Source organism: Clostridium sp. HGF2, from assembly GCF_964240115.1.
Lineage (GTDB): Bacteria > Bacillota_I > Bacilli_A > Erysipelotrichales > Erysipelotrichaceae > Clostridium_AQ > Clostridium_AQ innocuum.
In genome coordinates this window covers 1-21,298 of record NZ_CAXSSO010000020.1, presented here as the reverse complement: position 1 = coordinate 21,298, position 21,298 = coordinate 1, and the positions used below count along the sequence as shown (strand labels likewise).

The window sequence follows — 21,298 nt, the reverse complement described above, 5'->3', positions numbered from 1 at the left end:
TACTCTTAATCCTATCAGAATGAGATAAAATAAAACCGCATCCTGTTTGTTTTCATCCTCTTAACTTAATGACATTGACTGTTCACCTGGCTTTTTTCTTGTGAAAAATCGCTGTTTTTTAATTTGTTATTTTATTCACAAAAAGTGAGAAACTGTTGGAATGCCAACACGTAACAGGAAAAAGGGAGTGTTATCATAGGGGTGGATCCAAGGTTGGTGGCTATATGAAAAAGAACGATGTAAACGCTTTATTGAAATTCCATATGCATCAGGAATTCGCCGTACTGCCCATCGTACTGTATGTTCTGCTGAGCGGTATCATCATGATCTGTTTTCATTATTACTCTATGAAGGCGCTGATTCTGGCAGCGGTACTTGCCATTCTGATCGGATTCCTCCTATGTGCTGACAAGGCGCATTACTGGGATGCCATCGTACACGGTCTTGCCCAGTATGGAAATGCCAGACTGATTATGATCTTCATGGTAATCGGTATCTTTTCCAAGCTTCTGGCTGTCGGACAGATCGGCTCCGGCTTTGTCTGGATCGGCATGCATCTGCATTTGAGCGGAGGAAGCTTCACGGTTTTCTGTTTTCTTGTATCCTCACTTATTTCAATGGGCGCAGGTGCACCGATTGCGGCACTTCTGGCCGTTGTGCCGATTTTTTATCCGGCAGGGGTGCTGATGGGCGCTGATCCTGCGATTCTGACAGGGGCTATGCTGAGCGGCATTTTCTTTGGGGATGCACTCTCCCCAAGCTCTCAGGTCATTCATACGACGATTGCCTCCCAGCATGATCCTGTCACAAACAAGGGCGCTGATTTGCTGCGTGTAATGAAACAGCGTCTGCCGTATCTGCTCATCGCAGGAATTCTGTCCGCTGTTCTGTTTTATGCTTTGAGAACCAGTGGAAGCGCACAGAATCCCGAGCTGCTTGCGAGCATGTGCAATCCAAAGGGACTGTGGATGCTGCTGCCGATTCTGCTTCTGCTGATAATCTGCTTTAAAACAAGTGATCTGTTTGTCGGCGTCACCTATGCGATTGTGGCAGGTATAATCGTCGGAATCGCAACCGGACTGTTCCGGTTTTCTGATCTGATCAGCATTCAGTATGAAACACAGGAGCTGCACGGCATTCTGTTTGACGGCTTATCCGGCGTGGTCGATATCATCATTTCCACCATCCTGCTCTATGGTCTGATTGCGATTGCCGTAGAGGGCGGAATGATGGAGAAATGCTGCAACTATCTCACATCACGAAAAGCGGTACAGCATGCAGGCGGTGCAGAGGCGATGATTTCCCTTGGCGTCGGTATTGTCAATATTCTTTTGGCAGGCTGTGTGCTGCCTTCCATTCTCATGTTTAAGGATATTGCGGATACCATTGGAAAAAAGGCCGGAATATCACCGGAACGCAGGAGTATTCTGTTAACTGCGATGACAACGAATATAACAGCAATCATACCAATCAACAGCGCCTTTGTCATGGGAGCTGTTACTGTGATCAATCAGCTGGCCGCAAATCATGCCTATCTGCCGGTTGTCACACCGTTTCAAATTTTCCTGTCCTCCTATTACTGTCTGCTTCTGACACTGATCTGCGGTATCTGGGTCGTGCTCGGTGCAGGGAGAGAGGGAGAACATAAATATAGTATGACATACCATCATGCAAAGGAGTGAGGATGTATGGAAGAACGCTATGATGTCATCATTATCGGAGGAGGACCTGCCGGTCTGGCAGCTGCCATTTATGCAGGGAGAGCCGGACGAAAAACCCTCATGATTGAGAAGGGAAGCTTTGGCGGACGTATCAACGACACCAGAGAAATCCGAAATTATCCGGGCTTTATTTCTGACAGCGGTGCAGGTCTGATGCAGAAATTCAAGGCGCATGCCCAGTCGTATGCCACCAATGTCTTCAAGCGGACTACGGTAACCGGATTGGAAACGATGGAGGACGGTGCGTTTCTTGTACACACAAAGCGCCGCGGAGATTTTATCGGTGACAGTGTGATTCTGGATACGGGGACGAAGCCGAGGGTTCTCGGTATTCCCAATGAAATCGAGCTTGCCGGACATGGGGTCGCCTATTGCGCTACCTGTGATGCGGAGTTTTTCCGGGATAAGGAAATCTATGTACTGGGAGCCGGCGATCAGGCAATTGAGGAAAGCGGATATCTAACGCATTTCGCAAAAAAGGTAACCGTTATCGTCCTGCATGAGAAGGGGCACCTTGACTGTAATGAAATGGCAGCGGCTGAAGCCTATGCAAATCCGAAAATAGAGTTTGTCTGGAACACCACCCTGCAGGAAATTCTGGGGGATGAGGAGGTCCGCGGGTTAATCCTGAAAAACGTTGTCAGCGGTGAAACACGGGAAGTGCGTGCGGACGGTATCTTCTTCTTTGTCGGCATGGTGCCGCAGACGGAGTTTGTACAGAATGTGGTTGCCTGTGATGCAAAGGGATATATTCTTGTGAATGAGAAAAAGGAAACCAGTGTTCCCGGCATTTATGCAGTGGGGGACTGCACACAGACTTTTTTGCGTCAGGTGGTCACCGCAGCCGCAGACGGAGCGATTGCCGCTACGGCAAGTGAGCGGTATTGCAGGGAGAGAAATCAGCTGAAGAGCATTCTGACACCGGATTCCGGCAGAGTTGCTTTTCTATTCTATAATCCGTATGAAAGCTCACAGATTGAACAGGTGACACAGCTGGAGGAGGCCTTACAGGATGATTATACAGTCATTCGTCAGGATATCACCAGACAGACCCTGCTGTATCAGCTGCTGCATATGGATGGAACCTTATCCAGTGCAATGTTTGAACATGGGAAATTGATAAAAAAGAATGGTAAAGAGGCATAGCAAAACCATAGAATGGAGGAATGCAATATGGGACAGCCTTACGTTTTTCCACACGGAGTAACCGTATATGATCCGCAGAAATGCTGGAACGGGTACACGATCGTACCCTTGATCAATGACGGTGTATTGTTGTTTGATATGAATGGCAATGAGGTGCGCAGATGGAATATGCACGCCATGCCGCCCAAGCTTTTGCCTGGCGGCTATGTGATGGGGCTGAGCGGATACCGCCATCCGGATTACGGAATGCAGGATGGTGTGAATCTGATTGAAATTGATTACGACGGGAATATCGTCTGGGAATTTGACAAATTTGAACATATCAACGATCCCGGAAGAGATCACCGCTGGATGGCACGGCAGCACCACGATTATCAAAGGGAAGGCAATCCGGTTGGATATTATGTGCCGGGAATGGACGCAAAGCCATTGGAGGGGAATACCCTGATTCTGGTTCATCAAACCATTAAAAATCCGGCAATCTCCGATAAGAAGCTGCTGGATGATGCCATGATTGAGGTGGATTGGGAAGGAAACATTTTATGGAAATGGTCTATTTCGGATCATTTTGATGAGCTGGGCTTCGATGAGGCCGCAAAAAATATTCTGGCACGCGATCCGAATATGCGTTCCAGTGACGGTGGTGTCGGCGATTATCTGCATGTGAACTGCATGAGCTATCTTGGCCCGAATAAATGGTATGAGCATGGGGATATGCGCTTTAAGCCGGACAATATCATCTTTGACTGCCGTGAGGCGAATATCCTTGCCATTCTGGATAAGGAAAGCGGGAAGATCGTGTGGAAAATCGGTCCGGATTTCAATGCAACTCCGGAATTGAGGAAGCTTGGATGGATCATCGGACAGCATCATTTCCATATGATACCGAAGGGTCTTCCAGGAGAAGGAAACCTGATGGTGTTTGACAACGGAGGCTGGGGAGGCTATGGCGTTCCGAATCCGGGCAGCCGCAACGGCTCCAAGAATGCGCTGCGGGATTACAGCCGTGTGCTGGAGTTTAACCCGATTACACTGGAGGTTGTGTGGAAGCTGACACCGAAGGAGCTTGCGCATGCCATACCAACCGATGCCAGCAAATTCTATAGTCCCTATGTTTCCAGTGCCCAGCGTCTTCCGAATGGAAATACGCTCGTGACAGAAGGAAGCGATGGTCGTATAATAGAGGTAACCGCAGATCATGAAATTGTATGGGAGTGGATTTCGCCATATTATACGCATAATGAAACAGGTCCGAAGAACAATATGATTTATCGCGGCTACCGCTATCCGTACAGCTATGTTCCACAGGAGCCGACACCGACGGAAATTGCAATTCCACGTATTGACAATACCACCTTCCGTATGCCGAATGCCGGAGCACTTGGCGCAAAGACGGTGATTGATGTGGAAGGAACCCTGCCGTATTATCAGGATGTGGCACTGTGTGTGGCAACCGATGATGAGGAAGATTTGAGCCGACGTGAAAAGGTTTTCTCCGTAGATACTGAGGTGTTTGAACCGGTCAGCGGCATGGCGGAGTGGAAGGATAAGGTATGGAAGCAGCAGGAGAAGCCGGTGCTTGTACTGTTTGGTGCAGAGCGCTGTGTACACTGTAAGGCACTGCATCCGGTTTTGGAAGAAGCCCTGCAGGAGGAGTTTGCGAACAGCTTCCTGATTCGCTATGTGGATGTTGATGCCAACAAGGATATCGTTGCCGCCTGCCATGTACAGGGAATCCCTGTTGTGGCGGTGTATCGCAACGGTGAAGAGGTGCGGCGCTTTCATGGAGAGCATGATTACGATGATGTCTGTGACTTTCTGGATGCGGTGTTCGCCTGATTCTGTAAACGGATAAAGGAGGATTTCCATGCGCAAGGAACCCTATGGTCTTATGCCGATATTTGCCCACCGCTGCATGCACCATGAGATTTATGGGAAAAGGCTGCAGTATGAAACCTATAAAAGCTCGCAGATTCTGCATTCCATCAATGACACGATTGATCATTTCGGAATGGTTGTGGATGGCGTTTTAAAGGCGGAGCAGTATACCAGTCAGGGAAGTGTGCTGTGCAGTGCCTATTTTGAGGATAACGATGTGTTTCCTGAGCTGCTGTATTTTACAGGAAAGCGGCAGTATACGTATACGCTGGTCGCAGTAAGACGGACAACCGTTGCCTGGATGCATGTATCCGATCTGGAGGAAATGCTGAAGGAGGATACGGAAATGATGACGGCGTTTATGCTGTATCTGTCAAAACGGGGCTTGCGCAATCAGATGCTGCTGAGCTGCCTGATGTATCAGACGATTCAGCAGCGCGTGGCATACTGGCTGCTGAGTATGAATCATTTGTCAGAGCATGAACGGATACCGCTTCCGCGTTCACAGACCATCTGGGCGAATACCCTGCATGTGAGTCGTTCCTCTTTGAATCAGGAGCTGAAGCGTATGGAAAAGGAAGGAATCTTCCGCATCGAGGGGCATGCTTTGATTCTTCTCGATCAGAAGAAACTGGAAGATATTTTGTAAAATCAATGAGAGACAGGTACAGCCTATGTTCGATTGAAGAGCATAGGGGACCTGTTTTTTATTATCCTGGAATTTAAACTTTGCATAAGGACTGCCCTACACAGAACTTCCATATAAGAAATAATAAGCACCTGCATCATGTGAATTCTGAAGGATAACGGTCCACAATTTATGAACTTTTCCCCGCAAATACAATATTATGTGCTATGATACGGATATGTTATTGATACCGACAGATTCAGTGTATGCAAAAGCATCCATCCTGAATCAAAATATAGAGAAAACAACAGGAGGATACATACGATGTGCACAAGTATAATTTCAAACGGCAATAAAACAATCATCGGCTTTAATCTTGATATTTTGAATATGGAATATCGGGTGAAGGCAGAGGAAGATAAAGTGTATATTGCCATACAGGACGATCAAGAAGGCTGGCTGCCCTTATTCGGTGCTAATTCCAGAGGAGATTTTGTAGCGATGCCGACATGCTGGCCATTTGATGAAAGAAGTAATCCTGCGAATGCGGACAGTCTCAATATTATCAATTTGGATATCGATTTACTGCTTAGAAAGAAAACACTGGATGAAATTAAAGCAATCGCTGAGCATGAAGCGGTATCAAGTGTTCCGGGTGTCACCTTTCAATCACAGCTATCCGATCGCTCCGGTAATGTTTTACAAATCATTCCGGGGCAGGGAATACGGTATGCATCAAAACCGAAATACTCCGTTCTAACAAATTTCTCTCCATTCAAAGGAAGCACGGAAAGGCACCCCTGGATGGGACTGGACAGATATCATAAGGCTGTCGAGCTTCTGGAGAACAGAAGTGAGGATTTTGATGTTTCAGACTGCTTTGAGGTTTTAAAACAGACTGCACAGACCATCTGTCCTACGGTGGTATCCATGGTGTTTGATCCTGCAGCGAATACGGTATACTGGTGTGAAAACAGAGAATGGGATAGGATTGAAAAAAAGAAAATAGCTTAGTAGGAAAATGATGTAGTAATTATAACGATGATTGCATACTTGCTGAAGCCAGTGAGGCGAAGCTTATACCTTGTGAAATCGTTGGTATGATAAAATATATAATCCGCTATCCAGCCTGCGGATTTCTGTTCGCGTCATATGTATGCAATGCACAGAATCTTGTATCATAAGTTCCGCCATAAGAATACGCGTGATAGCTCTACACAGCATCATGAATAGAAGTAAGCTGTATGCATCATTTTTGTTTTGAAACTCACTAAAAATTTAAAACAGATATTCACATAAACGGGAAGATATGCTACATTATGGGTAAGAAAGAAGAGGGAACTGGTATGAAATTAGGAATTGCAGGAGCAGGCATGATCGTCGTACAGGGTCTGCTGGAATTTGTACATGACATCGAAGGAATCGAACTGCTTGGAATTTGTGCTACCAAGCGCTCTGAGGAAAAGCTGAAGAAATTAAGTGAGGAGCATGGGATCGCCCATACATACACCGATTATGAGGAAATGCTGAAGCTGGATGAAATTGATACCGTATATGTGGCAATTAATAACCATCTGCATTATGAATTCAGCAAAAAAGCGATTTTAGCCGGCAAGCATGTCATCTGCGAAAAGCCGTTTACGGTACATGTGGATGAATTGAAGGAGCTGATTGCCCTTGCAAAGCAGCACAATGTCATGCTGCTGGAGGCAATTACGAATCAGTATTATCCAAATTATCTGGAGCTGAAGAAACAACTGAGCAGAGTTGGAAGCATTCATGTGGTATCCTGTAACTATTCACAGTATTCTTCCCGTTATGATGCATTTAAGCGTGGAGAGGTTCTACCTGCGTTTAATGCGGATATGGCCGGAGGTGCACTGATGGATCTGAATGTGTACAATGTGCATTTCAATGCAGGTCTGTTCGGGATGCCGAAGGATGTCCAGTATTTCGCTAATATAGAAAAACGCGTGGATACATCCGGTATTCTGATTCTGGATTATGGCAGCTTTAAATCCGTATGCATTGCGGCAAAGGATTGCGCGGGACCTTCTCAGGCTGTTATTGAAGGTGAAAACGGATATCTGGAGGTGGAGGGCTCTGCCTCTGTATGCTCTGCGGTGGCATATACATACCGTGATACAAAGGAAGAAGGACGCTTCAACTCGCATCCGGATGTCCATCGCATGAAGTTTGAATTCGTCGAATTTGAACGCATTGTGCGTGAAAAGGACTGGAAACGGGTTGAGGAAGGACAGCAGGAGAGTCTGATTGTGATGGAGATCATCACCCGGGCAAGAGAAAAGGCAGGATTGTAGTTATATAATCAAACTGGTGAATGGATAAAAGTATGCGTAGGAGTATAGCAAACGCATACTTTTTATATGGCTTTTCTAGAAATAAATAATTTTTAAAACGCAGGCAATCGCAATTTTTGTGATACAATAAAAGAAAATCGCAACTAATCGCAATTTGTTGTGATGGCGAAAATTTCGTATACTGTCATCAGGAAGGAGAAAAAACGTGAAGATACCAACCTTTGAACGTCGGAATGAAATCATCAGAAGGCTGCAGGAGCATGGCTATGTGAAAGCGCAGATGCTCGCTAAGCAGTATCAGGTAAGCATGGAAACGATTCGCAAGGATCTAACCTTCCTGGAAGCTGCTGGCATTGCACACAGGGAGTATGGCGGAGCATCATTATCCCGGCAGGATATTGAGCAGACGCTGCCTGTACGAATGGGGCATGGCTCCCGAAAAAAGGAAATCGCCCGCTGTGCACTTGGCTTTCTGGAGGATGCCAAAGTCGTTTTTCTGGATGCTGGTACGACGGTGCATGAGCTGGCAAAGATATTGAATGATTATCGCCCGCTTGATATTGTGACTAACTCACTCCTCGCATGGGAGAGTCTGGATGCAGAGCGTCATAATGTATTTCTCACCGGTGGAAAAAAACGGGAGAAAAACCTTTCACTGATCGGAAGCTGGTGTGTGCAGGCGATTGAGTCGGTCCATGCGGATATCTGCTTTTTGGGGACGAGCGGCATTCTGGATAGAAAAGGGCCTACAACACATTCCTATCAGGAGCTGGAGGCGAAAAAAGCCATGGTTCGCCAGAGTGAGCGAATCTATGTACTGGCAGACAGTGATAAATTTCGGGAATCCGGATTTCATACCATGTGTTTATGGGAGGAAATTGACGGTATCATCACAGATGGTTCTCTATCCGCGAAAGCCTATGAGCATTACGAAAAAAACGTGCCGATCTGGATGGCACAGGAGGATGAATATGAAGAAAATCGTTAAAATTCTACCGTTTTATGAACCGCGTATGTGGGGAGGCGGAGAGCGTCTGGAAAATGAATTCAACTATCATACGGATGTAAAGCCGCTGGGGGAGGTCTATAATGTGGTCGCATTACAGGGACATGCGGATTGTGAGGTATCGGGAATGGACATGACACTGTCTGCATTATACAAACAGTATCCGGAGTGGTTTAACTGTGATACAGAGGAGCTGCCGGTACGTGTCAATATTCTGGATCCCATGGCTGATTTATCCGTACAGCTCCATCCGGATGATGCATTTGCCAGAGCATATAACGGAGGCCGCGGAAAACCGGAGGCATGGGTCATTCTGGATACGACAGAGGAAGGCAGAATCCAGTTTGGACACAAGGCGAAGACAATAGCGGAATTTAGGGAGAAAACAGAGCAGCAGGATTGGGAGGGCCTGTTGAAATATCTGAAGGCGGTTAAGGATGCATTCATCGATATTCCTGCAGGAACACTGCATGCCATTGGCACCGGTGTATTGACCTATAATATTTCAAGAAATGCTGATTGTACACTGCGTCTGTATGATTATGACCGCATTGATCCATCTACCGGAAAAAAACGTGATATTCAGCCGGAGCAGGTATATGAAAATGTAAATATGCCGGATACCTCCACCGAATTTGTTATGTATCCGTCTTCCCTGGAGCGCGGCATTCATGTGACAAGGTACTGGGATGAACCGGGATTGTATACACTTATGCGTCTTCAGGTTGAGGAAAGGGGTACGTTCTCACATCCTCGCTTTGCCTTTTATACATGTGTGGATGGTGAAGGAACTATACAGGATGTACCTATCAAAAAAGGGGAAACCCTGCTCGTTCCGGAAGGAATGGGAATGCTGAAATTCGAAGGAAACATGGATGTCTTCCTGGCATCCTACAGAAATGAGGAGGATTAGTTTATGAAATTACAGCTGGCATTGGACGATATCACGTTGGAGGATGCAGTATCACTTGTACGCACAGTACGTGATTATATTGATATTATTGAAATTGGCACACCGTTTGTTATTGAATATGGTATGGAAGCAGTACGGGTGATGAAAAAGGAGTTCCCGGAAAAGGAAATTCTAGCGGATCTGAAAATCATGGATGCGGGAGATTATGAGGCGGAAGAAGCGCTGAAAGCAGGTGCTGATTATGTAACGGTGCTGGGAGTTACCGATATATTGACGGTTAAAGGCTGTATTGATGCGGCAAACCGCTATGGTAAGCAGGTCGTTGTGGATATGATCTGTGTGGAGGATATGCCTAAAAAGATTGCGCAGATGGAGGAAATTCAGGCGCATATCATTGCGGTTCATGTCGGTGCAGATCAGCAGGCGGCTGGAAGAGAGCCGCTTGAGGATTTGAAGCTGATGAAGGAGTGCGTGAAGGCTGCCGGTGTATCGGTTGCGGGTGGAATCAATGGAAAAACAATTTCTGATTACACAGCGCTGCGTCCGGATATCGTTATTGTAGGTTCTGGAATCACGCATGCACTGGATCCTGTAGCTGAAGCAAGAAAAATCTATGAAGCGGTGCATGGCGGTGAGCAGTGATGTTCTAGCTTTCATCATGCCGGAGCTGACGCAGCGAGCAGTAGAAATAGTAAAGAAAGAACTGGAGATAATGGTGCATTAAATGCGAAACGGGGGTATGTCGCCGGGCAGGCAGGAGCGGCTTTATTGCAAGAGGCCTTTCCATGCGATAGATACTTATGGGGTAGTACGAACGTATGATCTGCTGGTTTTCTGTCCGGCTCGGTAAAATACATCCGATCCGGTTGTCATTGCAGAAAAAGCAAGGTCACTGCATGCGGACATCGCACTGCTGACAACGAATAAAGCTGGTGCGCTGTCATCGATGACAGATATCAAATTCATAATACAGGTAGTCACCAAGGAAACGACAGAAATTCAGGGGCGTCCCATACAGATGAGCGGCTCCATGTATGAAAAGCTTGCCTGGATCTGCTGTGATGCCATGGTGGTTATGATGATGCAGGAAAGCTGACAGAGCTGTAGTGATTTAATGATGTGGCATGCTAATTTAGAATAGTGATATAAGGGCATTGCGAGAGAAAACGCAGTGTCTTTTTATCATGGAAAAAGTGCTTTTTATGTTATTACGGAAATGGTTCAAATTATGACAGGTTATACCTTCTTTTATAGAAGAAACAGTATTTTTTTGAATCAGCGGCAAAGGCAGAGATGAAAAATAACAAAAAATCAGGACAGTATATATTTTTTTATTGTGTTTAAATAACTTTTTCACTATGCTCACCACTCGCTTATCCTGGTACAAATGAATTTCAGATATGTTGAAAAGTTCAGAAAGAAGTGATAAAGCAGTGGATTAAGGTTGAAATGTATTGAAATATAAAGAAAATCTTCAACAATTCTGACGGTGCTTTCTATCCTCGTTATGATGGGGTCATCAGAAAGGAGAGATGAAAAATGCTGATGAATATGGAGAGCTTGCTGCAAACAGCGAGAAAGCATCATTTTGCAGTAGGAGCATTTAATGTATGCGACAGTCTTCTGTTTTCAACTGTTATGGAATGTGCAGAAGAGCAACATGCACCGGTAATTGTTGAGCTTGCACCACCTGAATTTTCATATGTTGGATCGGATTTCTTCGCCTATGCTGTGAAGCGGATGCGAAACAGCAGTGTTCCCTGTGTCCTGCATCTGGATCATGGAAAGACCATACAGGATTGCATACGAGCAATACGCTGCGGCTTTACATCTGTTATGATTGACGGCTCATTATTAGCGTATGAGGACAATGTAAAACTCACAAAAACCGTTGTTGAGATTGCGCATGGTGTCGATGTGTCAGTAGAAGGGGAAATTGGAACGATCGGTGCGTTATCAGACAGCGTTGAGGGAGGCGTGGAACAGGTAACCTATACCAGACCGGAGGAGGTTACCGACTTTTTGACCAGAACGAATGCTGATACGCTTGCTGTCGCGATAGGTACTGCACACGGTATCTATCCGAAAGGATTTGTGCCGAAGCTTCGTCTGGATATTCTCGAGGCTATTGAAAAATTAAATACACGTCCTCTTGTTTTACACGGAGGCTCTGCGAATCGCGATGAGGAAATCGCAGAAGCATGCCGCCATGGGATCTGCAAGGTCAATATTGCAAGTGACTATCGCAAAGCATTTTTTCAGGGTACAAAGGAAATGCTTATAGAAACAGATGCTTTTTGGACACCTGACGTATTTGTATCTGGCAAGCGGGAGGCGAAAAGGGTAATCACTCACAAAATGCAGCTGTTCGGATGTATCGGGCAAGCCGATAAATATCGCTAAAGGTATGCTATGGAAAATTTTATTTATAAAAATCCAACAGAAATTATCTTTGGTAGGAATTGTCTGCATGCATTGAAAGATCAACTGCTAAAGCGCGGATATCGTTCTGCGCTGGTATTGTACGGGGGACCCCACTGGAAGGAAAACGGTACTTTAGAGCAAATAACAACGCAGTTGGAGTCCTGTTCCATTTCCTGCTTTGTACAAGGGGGAATACATCCCAATCCAAAGCTGTCAGAGGTCGAACAAATCGTCAAAAACGTAAAGGATGATATTGTGGATGTGGTTCTTGCACTTGGAGGCGGGTCTGTTATAGATACGGCAAAGGCAGTAGCGGTATGCTTGGCAGCACCGTCCGTAAGACTTCAGGATATCCTCTTAGGAGATCAAAAAATAAAGCGGGCGCTTGATGTAGGCGTAATATCGACCATTGCCGGTTCAGGTAGTGAATCCAGCTGTTCTATGGTGATTACCATTGATGACGGGAATCTGAAAAGAGCCTGTGATGATGAACATCTCTATCCTGTATTCGCAATTTTGGATCCGACACTGACATTCACACTTCCGTATTATCAAATGGTAAGTGGAGCCTGCGATATCCTCATGCATGCAATGGAGCGTTATTTTTCTCCAACGGATAACACAGAATTGATTGACAGTATGTGTGAAGGTCTTATGCGTGTGGTATTATCCAGTATCGAAAAAAGCATAAAAAATCCACAGGATTATGAGGCCAGAGCTAACCTGATGTGGGCGGGCTCTTTATGCCATAACGGTTTGTTCGGGACAGGCAGAAAAGAAGATTGGGCCTGTCATCGTATGGAGCATGAGCTCAGCGGATTGTTTAATGTTGTCCATGGAGCAGGCTTATGTGCCTTATGGGGGAGCTGGGCTACCTATGTTCGGCCATATCATACGAAACGATTTGCTTCCTTTGCACGGCACGTCATGGGAATAGAAGAAATAAATGATGATCGCTGTGGAATACTTGGTATTCAGGCGCTTGTATCCTTTTTCAAAAGGGTGGGGATGCCCGTCTGTATAACAGAGTTGAATGTGTGTATTGATGAAGCAATCATACAGACCATGGCACAGAACTGTCTTCTTCGTTCTGACAGCATCGGACAACTGAAGAAGCTGTCATTACAGGACATTAAAGCGATTTACAGAAAGGCGGGAAAGGTTGAATGAATACGCATGAGTTGAAAGGATTTGCAGAGAAAATACGAAGGACAACCTGCGATATGGTTCTTCATCGCGGTGATGGTCATATCGGCGGTGCGCTTTCCATGAGTGATGCATTGGCGGTTCTGTTTGGAAATTACATGAAGGAAGAGGACTGGTTTGTTTTGTCCAAGGGACATGCGGGACCTGCTTATTATGCGGTACTGATGCTGACAGGTAGACTGGATCAAAAGCATATTCACACCTTGAATGAAAACGGCACCTTGCTTCCTTCTCATCCGGATCGCATGAAAACACCCGGTGTTCAGGTAACGACCGGCTCCCTTGGGCAGGGGATTTCTCAGGCTGCAGGAATTGCTTATGCGTTAAAGACAATGGAGAGAGAAGGATATGTGTTTTGTATAGTAGGGGATGGTGAATGCAATGAGGGTGAGGTGTTTGAAGCATTGCAGTTCATCGCAAATAAACGATTAAATAACTGTATTGTTATGGTTGACTGTAATAAGAAGCAGGTAGACGGCTTGCTGCGAAAGGTCAGCTGCGACTTTGATTTTCCTTCCTTGTTTCAAAGTATCGGTTTTCATGTGTGTGAAGTGGATGGGAATGCAGTGGAGGATGTTGATCGAAAGCTTTCCGAATGCATAAAAAGAAAGGGGCAGGCAAGTGCGCTCTTATTAAACACGGTTAAGGGAGCCGGTATTCCCTACTTTGAACAGCAGGAGAATCCACACCATGTGACATTTAATGAAGCAGATAAGCAGGCGCTTCAGGACTATATCATTCAGACAGGAAAGGAGCTGAACATATGAGCTGGCAGCTGGCAGAGAATCATGAAATCAGTGAGGTTAGAAAAGCATATGGACAAACATTGGAACAGATGATTTTGAATGGCAGGCCTATTATGGTTTGTGACGCGGATCTGGCAGGATCGTCCGGCGCCGGATATCTGTACGGTAAATATCCAAAGCATACTGTTAATTTCGGCATCTGTGAAGCAAATATGATAGCAGCTGCTGCAGCGATGTCACGCATTGGAATACGCCCCTATGTCCATTCCTTTGCCCCCTTTGTATCCAGACGAGTTGCGGATCAGGTATGTATCTCTGCCGCATTCGCCAAGCAGGATCTTCACATTTATGCATCAGATCCCGGTTACTGGTCGTTGTACAATGGGGCAACACATACCACCTTTGAGGATATTGCTATGATGCGCGCAATTCCGTCAGTTCATGTTGTAGCACCGGCAGACAGTATTGCATTTTCCTGGGTTCTGAAATGGTATGAGCAGAATGGCGGAATCGTTTATAACCGCTGTACAAGAAAACCGGTGCCGTCTATATACGCAAAGGGCTCTTCCTTTACATTCGGAAAGGCTAATATCTTAAAAACAGGTTCAGATGTTGCGCTCATCGCCATCGGTGCCGGTGTCTATGATGCATTAGAAAGTGCAAAGCAGCTGGAGGAACAGGGAATATCAACAAGTGTGATTGATCTGTTCTTCATAAAGCCGGTAGATGAAACAGTTCTTCAAAATGTGATACAGACGCATAAGGTTATTGTCACAATCGAGAACCATAGCCGCTATGGCGGAATCGGGGAGCTGGTAGCCGATATCATGGCACAGCAGAAAACATCTGCACTGCTTCGTCATATTTCCGTTGATGACCAATTCGGTGAAGTAGGAACAAGAAAATATCTGAAGGAGAAATTCCACCTGACCAGTACGGATATCGTGAACAAGGCTCTGGATGGTTTGGAAAAATATGGCAGCTGAGGAGTGAAAAAAAGTGTTTGCATAAAGAAAAGATCAGGCTTTAGTGTTTAAATTTTCAACAATGTTGTGCACTGCTTTTATCTCTTTTATAATCTAGATAACAGTATCAGATATTGAAGGGAGTAATGCAAATGACAATCAGCACAAAAAATGAAATTCTGGAACATCTTCTTTCAAAGAAGGTGGAGCCGGATTTAAGGAATATCGAGGAGTTTTCTGCTCATATTTTGAGCAATGAGCTTCATATCAGCCGATCTCTGGCAAGCCAGTATCTCAATGGCTTTGTAAAGGAAGGGCTTCTTGTGAAAATTGCTACACGACCTGTGTATTTTCTTTCCAGAAAAAACATTGAGGAACAGTTTCAGGTGCAATTTAAAGAAAGTATGTTTTACAGCGTTGAGGATTTTCTGGATACGTTGTCTAAAAAAACATGTATTAAGCGTAATTTTATGAAAATGATCGGATATGACACTTCTCTTCATACTGTGATAGATCAGTTGAAATCCGCATTAAAATATCCTCCAAATGGTCTTCCGGTGATTCTTTATGGAGAAAAAGGCAGTGGGAAATCGCTTATGTGTCAGAAGATGTTTGAGTATGGACAGGATGCAGGGATTATTCCGGAACAGGCGCTGCTGCAGAAATATAAGGTCCTTGAACAGGATATGCAGCTGGCAGAACAGCTGTTGGGAACAGAGATCAAAAAAGGGCTGCTGGAGCAATGCGAAGGCGGTATTCTCTACCTTACACAAGTGCAGAATCTGAGCAAGCATGATCAGCAGCTCCTCATGCGTATTCTGGAGGATGGAGGCTTTATCCGTGGAGGAAACCGTATCACGCTTCGTGCAAGAATCATCCTTTCACTGGATGAGGATTATCAGAAATATCTGGATTATGACCTGATTCAATGCTTCCCGATCATTTGCCGGATGCCGAATTTGGATGAGCGCTATCAGGATGATAAGGAAGAGCTTATCATACATTTCTTTAAGCTGCAGTCATGGAAGCTAGGAAGATATCTGTTTGTCAGTAAAAATCTGATTCATATACTTCTGACTAGAACCTATAAACGCAATATCGATGAATTAAAACGTACGGTAGAAGATGTATGTGCACGTGCAAACAGTGAGGAAGAAACAACCGAGCAGCTGTATATCCGCATGTATCAGCTTCCGGATTCCATTTTAATGGATTTAGGTGAACAGGACTATATGGAGGAGCAGGTGGAGTATGTGGATATTTCCTCCTATAAACGAAATGAAGAATCAAGAAAGCTACTGGAGCTGTTTGAAACTATATTAAATCGGGTTCCAAAGGATGAAGCGACTTCTATGATATCGTATGTTAAGGAGCTGAATGGTGTATTGACACAATACTGCAGTGCAATCGCATATAACGAGAAATATACGAATCAGCAGATTCTTGCGTTAGAGCATACGATTCGTAATATTTTGAACCGCGTTCTTACCACGTACAACGTTTCGATTCCATATCACTGCAGCCCGTTGTTTGCGGCTTGTATTTATGGCAGGCAGTCCCATAACAGGATACTTGAGGAATGGAAACAGGAGCATGCCTATGAAATCAGCAAATGTCTGAGCCTGTTGGAAAAGCAGTATCCCCAGGGGTATCTGATCTGTGAGAAGCTGAGCTATGCCCTGCTTGCAAATCTGGAATTAGGGTTTGATGATATGGAAAAAGTAATTCTCATGATTCATCTCGGCTTTTATCATGAGCATGCCCATCAGAATAAATATTTGTCCATTATTATCGCACATGGCTATTCCACAGCCAGCAGCATGGCCGAGGCCATAAATTCTCTGCTGGGCAGCTATCTGTTCGAAGCCTTTGATATGCCTCTGGATACCTCCATGCCGGATATTGCGGACCGCCTGAAACGCTATATTGATCGCTATACAATAAAAAATGATATCCTTTTGCTTGTGGACATGGGATCACTGGAGCATATTGATGAACAGCTGACTATGATAGACAATAAGAATATCGGCATCATCAACAATGTATCGACAAGACTTGCTCTGGATATCGGAGAATCTATACTGCAGGGAGCAGATATGGAATCGTTATTAAGGAAAGCGGCAGAGCATTCTACAAGTACCTATACACTTGTAGAAAACAAGCAGAAAAAAGATTTGATAATTTTCATATCGGACAATGGAATCAAAATGGCGAATCGCATGCGGGAATTATTTGCGGATTCATTGCCGAAGGCCATCCATATCGAAATGCTTTCTATCGATCTATTGGATTTCAGAAATGAAGACTATATGAATGAAATTGCAAAGGAATATGATATTCTATTTGTATCCGGTATCTGTTCCAGCATTGATTGTCCGAAGCAGTTTATATCACTGGAGGATTTGATTACCTCTAATCAGCTGGATTATCTGAGAACCTTGCTTAATAAATATTTGACGATTGAAGATATAGATACATTTACGAGAAATCTAATCCATAATTTCTCACTTGGCAATGCATTGGATACCTTATCTATTCTGGATGCAAAAAAGCTGCTGGAGTTTGTAGAGGGTGCTGTCAATCAAATGCAGCTGCAATTGGACCGCCGCTTCTATGGAAATACGCTAGCTGGATTGTATATTCATCTATGCTGTATGATTGAACGTCTGGTAACAAAAGAACCCATTACCAATCACGAGGGTTTGCAGCAATTTGAGAAAGAAAACAGAAAGTTCATAGAGATAGTAAGAAGAAGCTTCACAAAGGTATGCAGCCATTATGGCGTAGAGCTATCTATGAGCGAAATATCCTATTTATATGATTATATCAAAGAAGACAAACTGCATGGAACGCAAGAGGGGGATTTCTAAATGAAAACAAAAATTATTATCGCAAGTCATGGAAGATTTGCAGAAGGTATTATGGATAGTCTTAAAATGATTGCGGGAGAGCAGGACCATGTAGAACCGCTTTGTGCTTATATTGATCGTAGCGTTGACTACAGCGCACGCATACGACAGCTGGTAGCTGATCATGATTATGAAAAGCAGGCGCTTCTGGTCATCACAGACTTGTTGGGAGGTAGTGTGAATAATGAATTCATGCGTTTTACAGAGGATTATCCGTTTTATCTGGTTTCCGGATTAAATCTCAGTCTGCTGCTGGAATTAGCACTGTATCCGGACGAATTAAAATCAGATACGATTCAGAAAATCGTAGAGCATAACAGTGATTATATAGTATTCTGCAGTGGAGACACTTTACACCTGCAGGAAGAAAACGATTTTTAGGAGGATGAACATATGATTAAAATGCTTCGTGTTGATCACAGACTTCTGCATGGACAGGTAGCCTTTTCCTGGACCGGGTATCTCGGGGTCAACTGCATACTGATTGCAAATGATGATTGTGTAACCAATGATCTGCGCAGAACAACGCTTCGCCTTGCCAAGCCAGCCAGCTGTAAGCTGATTGTAAAAGGCATCGAGGAATCCATCGCAGCATTAAACAGCGGGAAAGCAGATAAATACAATCTGTTTATTGTTGTGGATAATGTAGCGGACGCCTATCGTCTTGCCAGTGAGGTGGACCGTATCCATATCGTCAACATTGGAGGTCTGAAAGCAGGAGAGCATACACATCCGCATCCCTCCAATCATAATATCAATTTTACAGATGAAGAGGAAATGATGCTTCGGGAGCTGGTCGATAAGAATATTGATGTAGAGCTTCGTATGGTTCCCAATGATCCCGTTAAGCGACTTTAAATGAAAGAGAGGAATGAAGTATGATACAAGCAGCATTGATAGCACTGATAGCTTTTCTTGCCTATATGGGAGATGCTCTAGGATATTCACAATATGACCGTCCGCTTTGTACCGGCGTACTGGTTGGTATCGCATTGAATGATGTACAGCAGGGACTAATGGTGGGGGCCAGTCTGGAATTGGTCTACATGGGGACATTGACAATCGGTGGAGCATTTCCACCCGATATTTACACCGGTGGAATCCTGGGTACGGCATTTGCAATTACCACAGGCTCCGGTATCGAGGGGGCAGTTGCACTTTCCCTTCCAATCGCAACCTTTGCTTTGCTTATAAAACAGGTTATCTATACATTTGTAAGAGGGTTCTTTGTACACCGTGCAGACAGCTATGCATTACAGGGGAATGATTCCAAGGTAGCTGCCATGCATGTATGGTCAACTTTGGCATACTGTGTGCCGATGGCAATTGTAGTCGGAATTTGTTTCTATGTCGGAGGTCCTGCAGTTCAGGCAGTGCTTGATCAGATACCGGCATTCATTATGAAGGGATTGTCAGCTGCAAGTGGCATGCTGCCTGCCCTTGGCTTTGCCATGCTGGTGAAAATGATTATCAGTAAGGAGCTGGCTCCATATTTCTTTATCGGCTTTCTGATTGCCAGCTATCTGCAGATTCCTGTGCTTGGTATTGCATGCATCGCGATTTTAATTGCTCTGCTGGTTATCATGAATGATCGTAAGAAAAACAATGTGGAGATGGGAGGTATGGATGATAATGAATTCTAATTCTGTAGAGAAGAAGCTGACAAAAAAAGATTTAAAGCAGGTGTTTGTTCGTTCGATAGCGTATAATTCATCGTTTAATTACGAAAGGCAGTTAAATCTGGGATGGGCATTCTCCCTTATGCCGGTATTGCGCAAGCTATATAAAGATGATGAGGAACAAATGAAAGCAGCATTGGCCCGTCATTTGGAGTTTAACAATATTACCCCATTTATCTGTACAGTACTATTTGGTATAACTGCGGCGATGGAAGAACAGAATGCGAATGATAGGGACTTTGATACTGAATCCATCAATGCTGTTAAGGTAGGACTGATGGGGCCGCTTTCGGCAATCGGGGATTCAATCTTTCTTGGAACACTGCGTGTAATAGCCGCAAGTCTGGGCTGTTCTCTGGCATTGAAGGGTAATATCTTGGGACCCATCATCTATCTGCTTATCTTCAATATTCCGAATTTTGCATCTCGTTATTTTCTGATGTACAAGGGGTATGAGCTGGGAACCAGCTTTCTGAATAAGGTAGAGGAATCCGGCATCATGGATAAGATTTTCAAAGGAGCTGGTATTCTGGGATTGATGGTTATAGGTGGAATGGTCGCAACCAATGTCAGTGTTCCCCTGACGGTAGCTTACGACGATGTGAAAATTCTGGACACCATTAACGGCGTTATGCCTAATCTTCTACCACTATGCTTTACCGGACTGATCTTCTATTTCCTGAAAAAGGATATTAAGGTAACCTATATTCTGGCTGGTATCATCCTGTTTGGTATCCTTGGTGCCGCCATTTCGATGTTTTAGGAGGTTGTATGAAAATAGGATTGATAAATGAAGATTCACAGGCAGATAAGAATGCCATGATATTTGATATTCTGAAGCAGGAAGCAGAGAAAAAAGGACATACGGTATTCAATTACGGTATGTATACGGAACAGGATAGTCATCAGATTAATTTTACGCAGATAGGTATTCTTGCAGCGGTTCTATTGCACAGCCACGCAGTAGATTTTGTCGTGACAGGCTGCGGAACAGGGCAAGGAGCTATGATTTCCTGTAATGCGTTCGCTGATGTTGTCTGCGGCTATGTCAATACACCGCTGGATGCGTACTTGTTTACCCAGGTAAATGCCGGAAATGCGGTATCTCTGCCATTCTCCCAGTATTTTGGATGGGGCGCTGAAATCAATCTGCGCTATGTGTTTGAAAAATTGTTTGCGCAGGAATTCGGTGGTGGCTATCCGCAATGCTATGCAGAAGGTGAAAAACGCAGCAGAGCACGTATGATGAATGAAACAAAGCTGCCTGCCCAGTATGCATTGCTGGAAGCATTACAGCGAACAGATCAGGAATTGCTGAAGCAGCTTCTTGATTATCCACAATTTCAGGAGCAGTTTTTCAGAAATGCAGAGGATACACCTGTTACACGATTCATAAAAAACCTGTTACATCCATAGGTTTAAATGAAAAACATATAATATAAAATGCCATGTAAATTCAGGACAGAAAATTGTAGCTGATAATAATTAAAATGCGAAGGAAAAGCAGCCATTTATAAGGGAGGTTCTTTCTTGCTTTAGGGTGTTTGCAAAAGGGAGACTTCAACTTCTATTGATAACTATAATAGTATGGAAGTCTCCCTGTTTCAAGTTTACCTGCAATCAAGAAAGAACCATAAGGAACCGGCTGCTTTTCGCTTTGCTATGAAAGCAGCCCGCATGGATTCTCATAGGGAACAAAGAACAACCTATCATGATAAATCTTGCATTGGAAATCAGAATTCTATATTTCTTCATT

Annotated in this window: 20 protein-coding genes; all 20 read left to right on the top strand. The window is 44.5% G+C overall.

What is annotated here, in order from left to right; translation table 11 throughout:
- The first annotated feature begins 224 nt into the window (after positions 1-224).
- The 20 genes from ACESPQ_RS20620 (at position 225) to ACESPQ_RS20525 (ending at position 20,958) form a co-directional block, all read left to right on the top strand.
- On the top strand, positions 225-1,682 hold the full coding sequence (locus ACESPQ_RS20620; RefSeq protein WP_118002938.1) for a hypothetical protein: 1,458 nt from the start codon (positions 225-227) through the stop codon (positions 1,680-1,682).
- Between the two features lie 6 nt (positions 1,683-1,688).
- Positions 1,689-2,867, top strand: coding sequence for an NAD(P)/FAD-dependent oxidoreductase (locus ACESPQ_RS20615; RefSeq protein ID WP_044905645.1), 1,179 nt, complete (start codon positions 1,689-1,691; stop codon positions 2,865-2,867).
- 27 nt (positions 2,868-2,894) lie between these two features.
- Positions 2,895-4,706 carry an aryl-sulfate sulfotransferase gene (locus ACESPQ_RS20610; protein ID WP_257328173.1) on the top strand — a complete coding sequence of 604 codons (1,812 nt, stop codon included), beginning with the start codon at positions 2,895-2,897 and terminating at the stop codon, positions 4,704-4,706.
- A 28-nt stretch (positions 4,707-4,734) separates the two neighbouring features.
- Entirely contained in the window at positions 4,735-5,394 is a 660-nt protein-coding gene (locus tag ACESPQ_RS20605; RefSeq protein ID WP_009269742.1) for a Crp/Fnr family transcriptional regulator, read from the top strand.
- A 303-nt stretch (positions 5,395-5,697) separates the two neighbouring features.
- Positions 5,698-6,387 (top strand): hypothetical protein, encoded by a 690-nt coding sequence (locus ACESPQ_RS20600; RefSeq protein ID WP_118002940.1) that lies wholly within the window; start codon positions 5,698-5,700, stop codon positions 6,385-6,387.
- A 332-nt stretch (positions 6,388-6,719) separates the two neighbouring features.
- Positions 6,720-7,694, top strand: a complete 975-nt coding sequence (locus tag ACESPQ_RS20595) for a Gfo/Idh/MocA family protein (protein ID WP_065532421.1) — start codon at positions 6,720-6,722, stop codon at positions 7,692-7,694.
- A 205-nt stretch (positions 7,695-7,899) separates the two neighbouring features.
- On the top strand, positions 7,900-8,682 hold the full coding sequence (locus ACESPQ_RS20590) for a DeoR/GlpR family DNA-binding transcription regulator (protein ID WP_109771190.1): 783 nt from the start codon (positions 7,900-7,902) through the stop codon (positions 8,680-8,682).
- Positions 8,666-9,613, top strand: a complete 948-nt coding sequence (locus ACESPQ_RS20585) for a class I mannose-6-phosphate isomerase (RefSeq protein ID WP_109771191.1) — start codon at positions 8,666-8,668, stop codon at positions 9,611-9,613. The genes ACESPQ_RS20590 and ACESPQ_RS20585 overlap by 17 nt, the downstream gene beginning before the upstream one ends.
- Before the next feature lie 3 nt (positions 9,614-9,616).
- Positions 9,617-10,255 carry a 3-hexulose-6-phosphate synthase gene (gene hxlA / locus ACESPQ_RS20580; RefSeq protein WP_118002943.1) on the top strand — a complete coding sequence of 213 codons (639 nt, stop codon included), beginning with the start codon at positions 9,617-9,619 and terminating at the stop codon, positions 10,253-10,255.
- A gap of 304 nt (positions 10,256-10,559) precedes the next feature.
- Positions 10,560-10,709, top strand: a complete 150-nt coding sequence (locus ACESPQ_RS20575; protein ID WP_181392562.1) for a hypothetical protein — start codon at positions 10,560-10,562, stop codon at positions 10,707-10,709.
- Between the two features lie 443 nt (positions 10,710-11,152).
- The gene (locus tag ACESPQ_RS20570) at positions 11,153-12,016 is read left to right on the top strand and encodes a ketose-bisphosphate aldolase (RefSeq protein WP_109771193.1); all 864 of its coding nucleotides are present in this window, start codon (positions 11,153-11,155) and stop codon (positions 12,014-12,016) included.
- A gap of 9 nt (positions 12,017-12,025) precedes the next feature.
- Positions 12,026-13,207 carry an iron-containing alcohol dehydrogenase gene (locus tag ACESPQ_RS20565; RefSeq protein WP_109771194.1) on the top strand — a complete coding sequence of 394 codons (1,182 nt, stop codon included), beginning with the start codon at positions 12,026-12,028 and terminating at the stop codon, positions 13,205-13,207.
- Entirely contained in the window at positions 13,204-14,010 is an 807-nt protein-coding gene (locus ACESPQ_RS20560) for a transketolase (protein ID WP_109771195.1), read from the top strand. The genes ACESPQ_RS20565 and ACESPQ_RS20560 overlap by 4 nt, the downstream gene beginning before the upstream one ends.
- Complete coding sequence (locus tag ACESPQ_RS20555) at positions 14,007-14,975, top strand: transketolase family protein (RefSeq protein WP_109771196.1); 969 nt, start codon at positions 14,007-14,009, stop codon at positions 14,973-14,975. The genes ACESPQ_RS20560 and ACESPQ_RS20555 overlap by 4 nt, the downstream gene beginning before the upstream one ends.
- 131 nt (positions 14,976-15,106) lie before the next feature.
- Positions 15,107-17,824 (top strand): PRD domain-containing protein, encoded by a 2,718-nt coding sequence (locus ACESPQ_RS20550; protein WP_109771197.1) that lies wholly within the window; start codon positions 15,107-15,109, stop codon positions 17,822-17,824.
- Positions 17,825-18,244, top strand: coding sequence for a PTS sugar transporter subunit IIA (locus ACESPQ_RS20545; protein ID WP_008816994.1), 420 nt, complete (start codon positions 17,825-17,827; stop codon positions 18,242-18,244).
- Positions 18,245-18,256: 12 nt separating this feature from the next.
- Complete coding sequence (locus tag ACESPQ_RS20540) at positions 18,257-18,721, top strand: PTS sugar transporter subunit IIB (protein WP_109771198.1); 465 nt, start codon at positions 18,257-18,259, stop codon at positions 18,719-18,721.
- A 20-nt stretch (positions 18,722-18,741) separates the two neighbouring features.
- Positions 18,742-19,506, top strand: coding sequence for a PTS mannose/fructose/sorbose/N-acetylgalactosamine transporter subunit IIC (locus ACESPQ_RS20535; RefSeq protein ID WP_008726996.1), 765 nt, complete (start codon positions 18,742-18,744; stop codon positions 19,504-19,506).
- Positions 19,490-20,305, top strand: a complete 816-nt coding sequence (locus ACESPQ_RS20530) for a PTS system mannose/fructose/sorbose family transporter subunit IID (protein WP_008726997.1) — start codon at positions 19,490-19,492, stop codon at positions 20,303-20,305. Before ACESPQ_RS20535 ends, ACESPQ_RS20530 begins: the two co-directional genes overlap by 17 nt.
- Before the next feature lie 8 nt (positions 20,306-20,313).
- Positions 20,314-20,958: an RpiB/LacA/LacB family sugar-phosphate isomerase gene (locus ACESPQ_RS20525; protein WP_373144861.1), complete on the top strand. Its 645-nt coding sequence runs from the start codon at positions 20,314-20,316 to the stop codon at positions 20,956-20,958.
- The last annotated feature ends 340 nt before the right edge of the window (positions 20,959-21,298 follow it).

Coding starts and splice junctions, on each gene's coding strand:
- ACESPQ_RS20545 (WP_008816994.1), top strand. CDS start 17,825: ATGAAAACAAAAATTATTATCGCAAGTCATGGAAGATTTGCAGAAGGT.
- ACESPQ_RS20555 (WP_109771196.1), top strand. CDS start 14,007: ATGAGCTGGCAGCTGGCAGAGAATCATGAAATCAGTGAGGTTAGAAAA.
- ACESPQ_RS20585 (WP_109771191.1), top strand. CDS start 8,666: ATGAAGAAAATCGTTAAAATTCTACCGTTTTATGAACCGCGTATGTGG.
- ACESPQ_RS20550 (WP_109771197.1), top strand. CDS start 15,107: ATGACAATCAGCACAAAAAATGAAATTCTGGAACATCTTCTTTCAAAG.
- ACESPQ_RS20560 (WP_109771195.1), top strand. CDS start 13,204: ATGAATACGCATGAGTTGAAAGGATTTGCAGAGAAAATACGAAGGACA.
- ACESPQ_RS20525 (WP_373144861.1), top strand. CDS start 20,314: ATGAAAATAGGATTGATAAATGAAGATTCACAGGCAGATAAGAATGCC.
- ACESPQ_RS20535 (WP_008726996.1), top strand. CDS start 18,742: ATGATACAAGCAGCATTGATAGCACTGATAGCTTTTCTTGCCTATATG.
- ACESPQ_RS20540 (WP_109771198.1), top strand. CDS start 18,257: ATGATTAAAATGCTTCGTGTTGATCACAGACTTCTGCATGGACAGGTA.
- ACESPQ_RS20620 (WP_118002938.1), top strand. CDS start 225: ATGAAAAAGAACGATGTAAACGCTTTATTGAAATTCCATATGCATCAG.
- ACESPQ_RS20575 (WP_181392562.1), top strand. CDS start 10,560: ATGACAGATATCAAATTCATAATACAGGTAGTCACCAAGGAAACGACA.
- ACESPQ_RS20610 (WP_257328173.1), top strand. CDS start 2,895: ATGGGACAGCCTTACGTTTTTCCACACGGAGTAACCGTATATGATCCG.
- ACESPQ_RS20570 (WP_109771193.1), top strand. CDS start 11,153: ATGCTGATGAATATGGAGAGCTTGCTGCAAACAGCGAGAAAGCATCAT.
- ACESPQ_RS20530 (WP_008726997.1), top strand. CDS start 19,490: ATGATAATGAATTCTAATTCTGTAGAGAAGAAGCTGACAAAAAAAGAT.
- ACESPQ_RS20615 (WP_044905645.1), top strand. CDS start 1,689: ATGGAAGAACGCTATGATGTCATCATTATCGGAGGAGGACCTGCCGGT.
- hxlA (WP_118002943.1), top strand. CDS start 9,617: ATGAAATTACAGCTGGCATTGGACGATATCACGTTGGAGGATGCAGTA.
- ACESPQ_RS20600 (WP_118002940.1), top strand. CDS start 5,698: ATGTGCACAAGTATAATTTCAAACGGCAATAAAACAATCATCGGCTTT.
- ACESPQ_RS20605 (WP_009269742.1), top strand. CDS start 4,735: ATGCGCAAGGAACCCTATGGTCTTATGCCGATATTTGCCCACCGCTGC.
- ACESPQ_RS20565 (WP_109771194.1), top strand. CDS start 12,026: ATGGAAAATTTTATTTATAAAAATCCAACAGAAATTATCTTTGGTAGG.
- ACESPQ_RS20595 (WP_065532421.1), top strand. CDS start 6,720: ATGAAATTAGGAATTGCAGGAGCAGGCATGATCGTCGTACAGGGTCTG.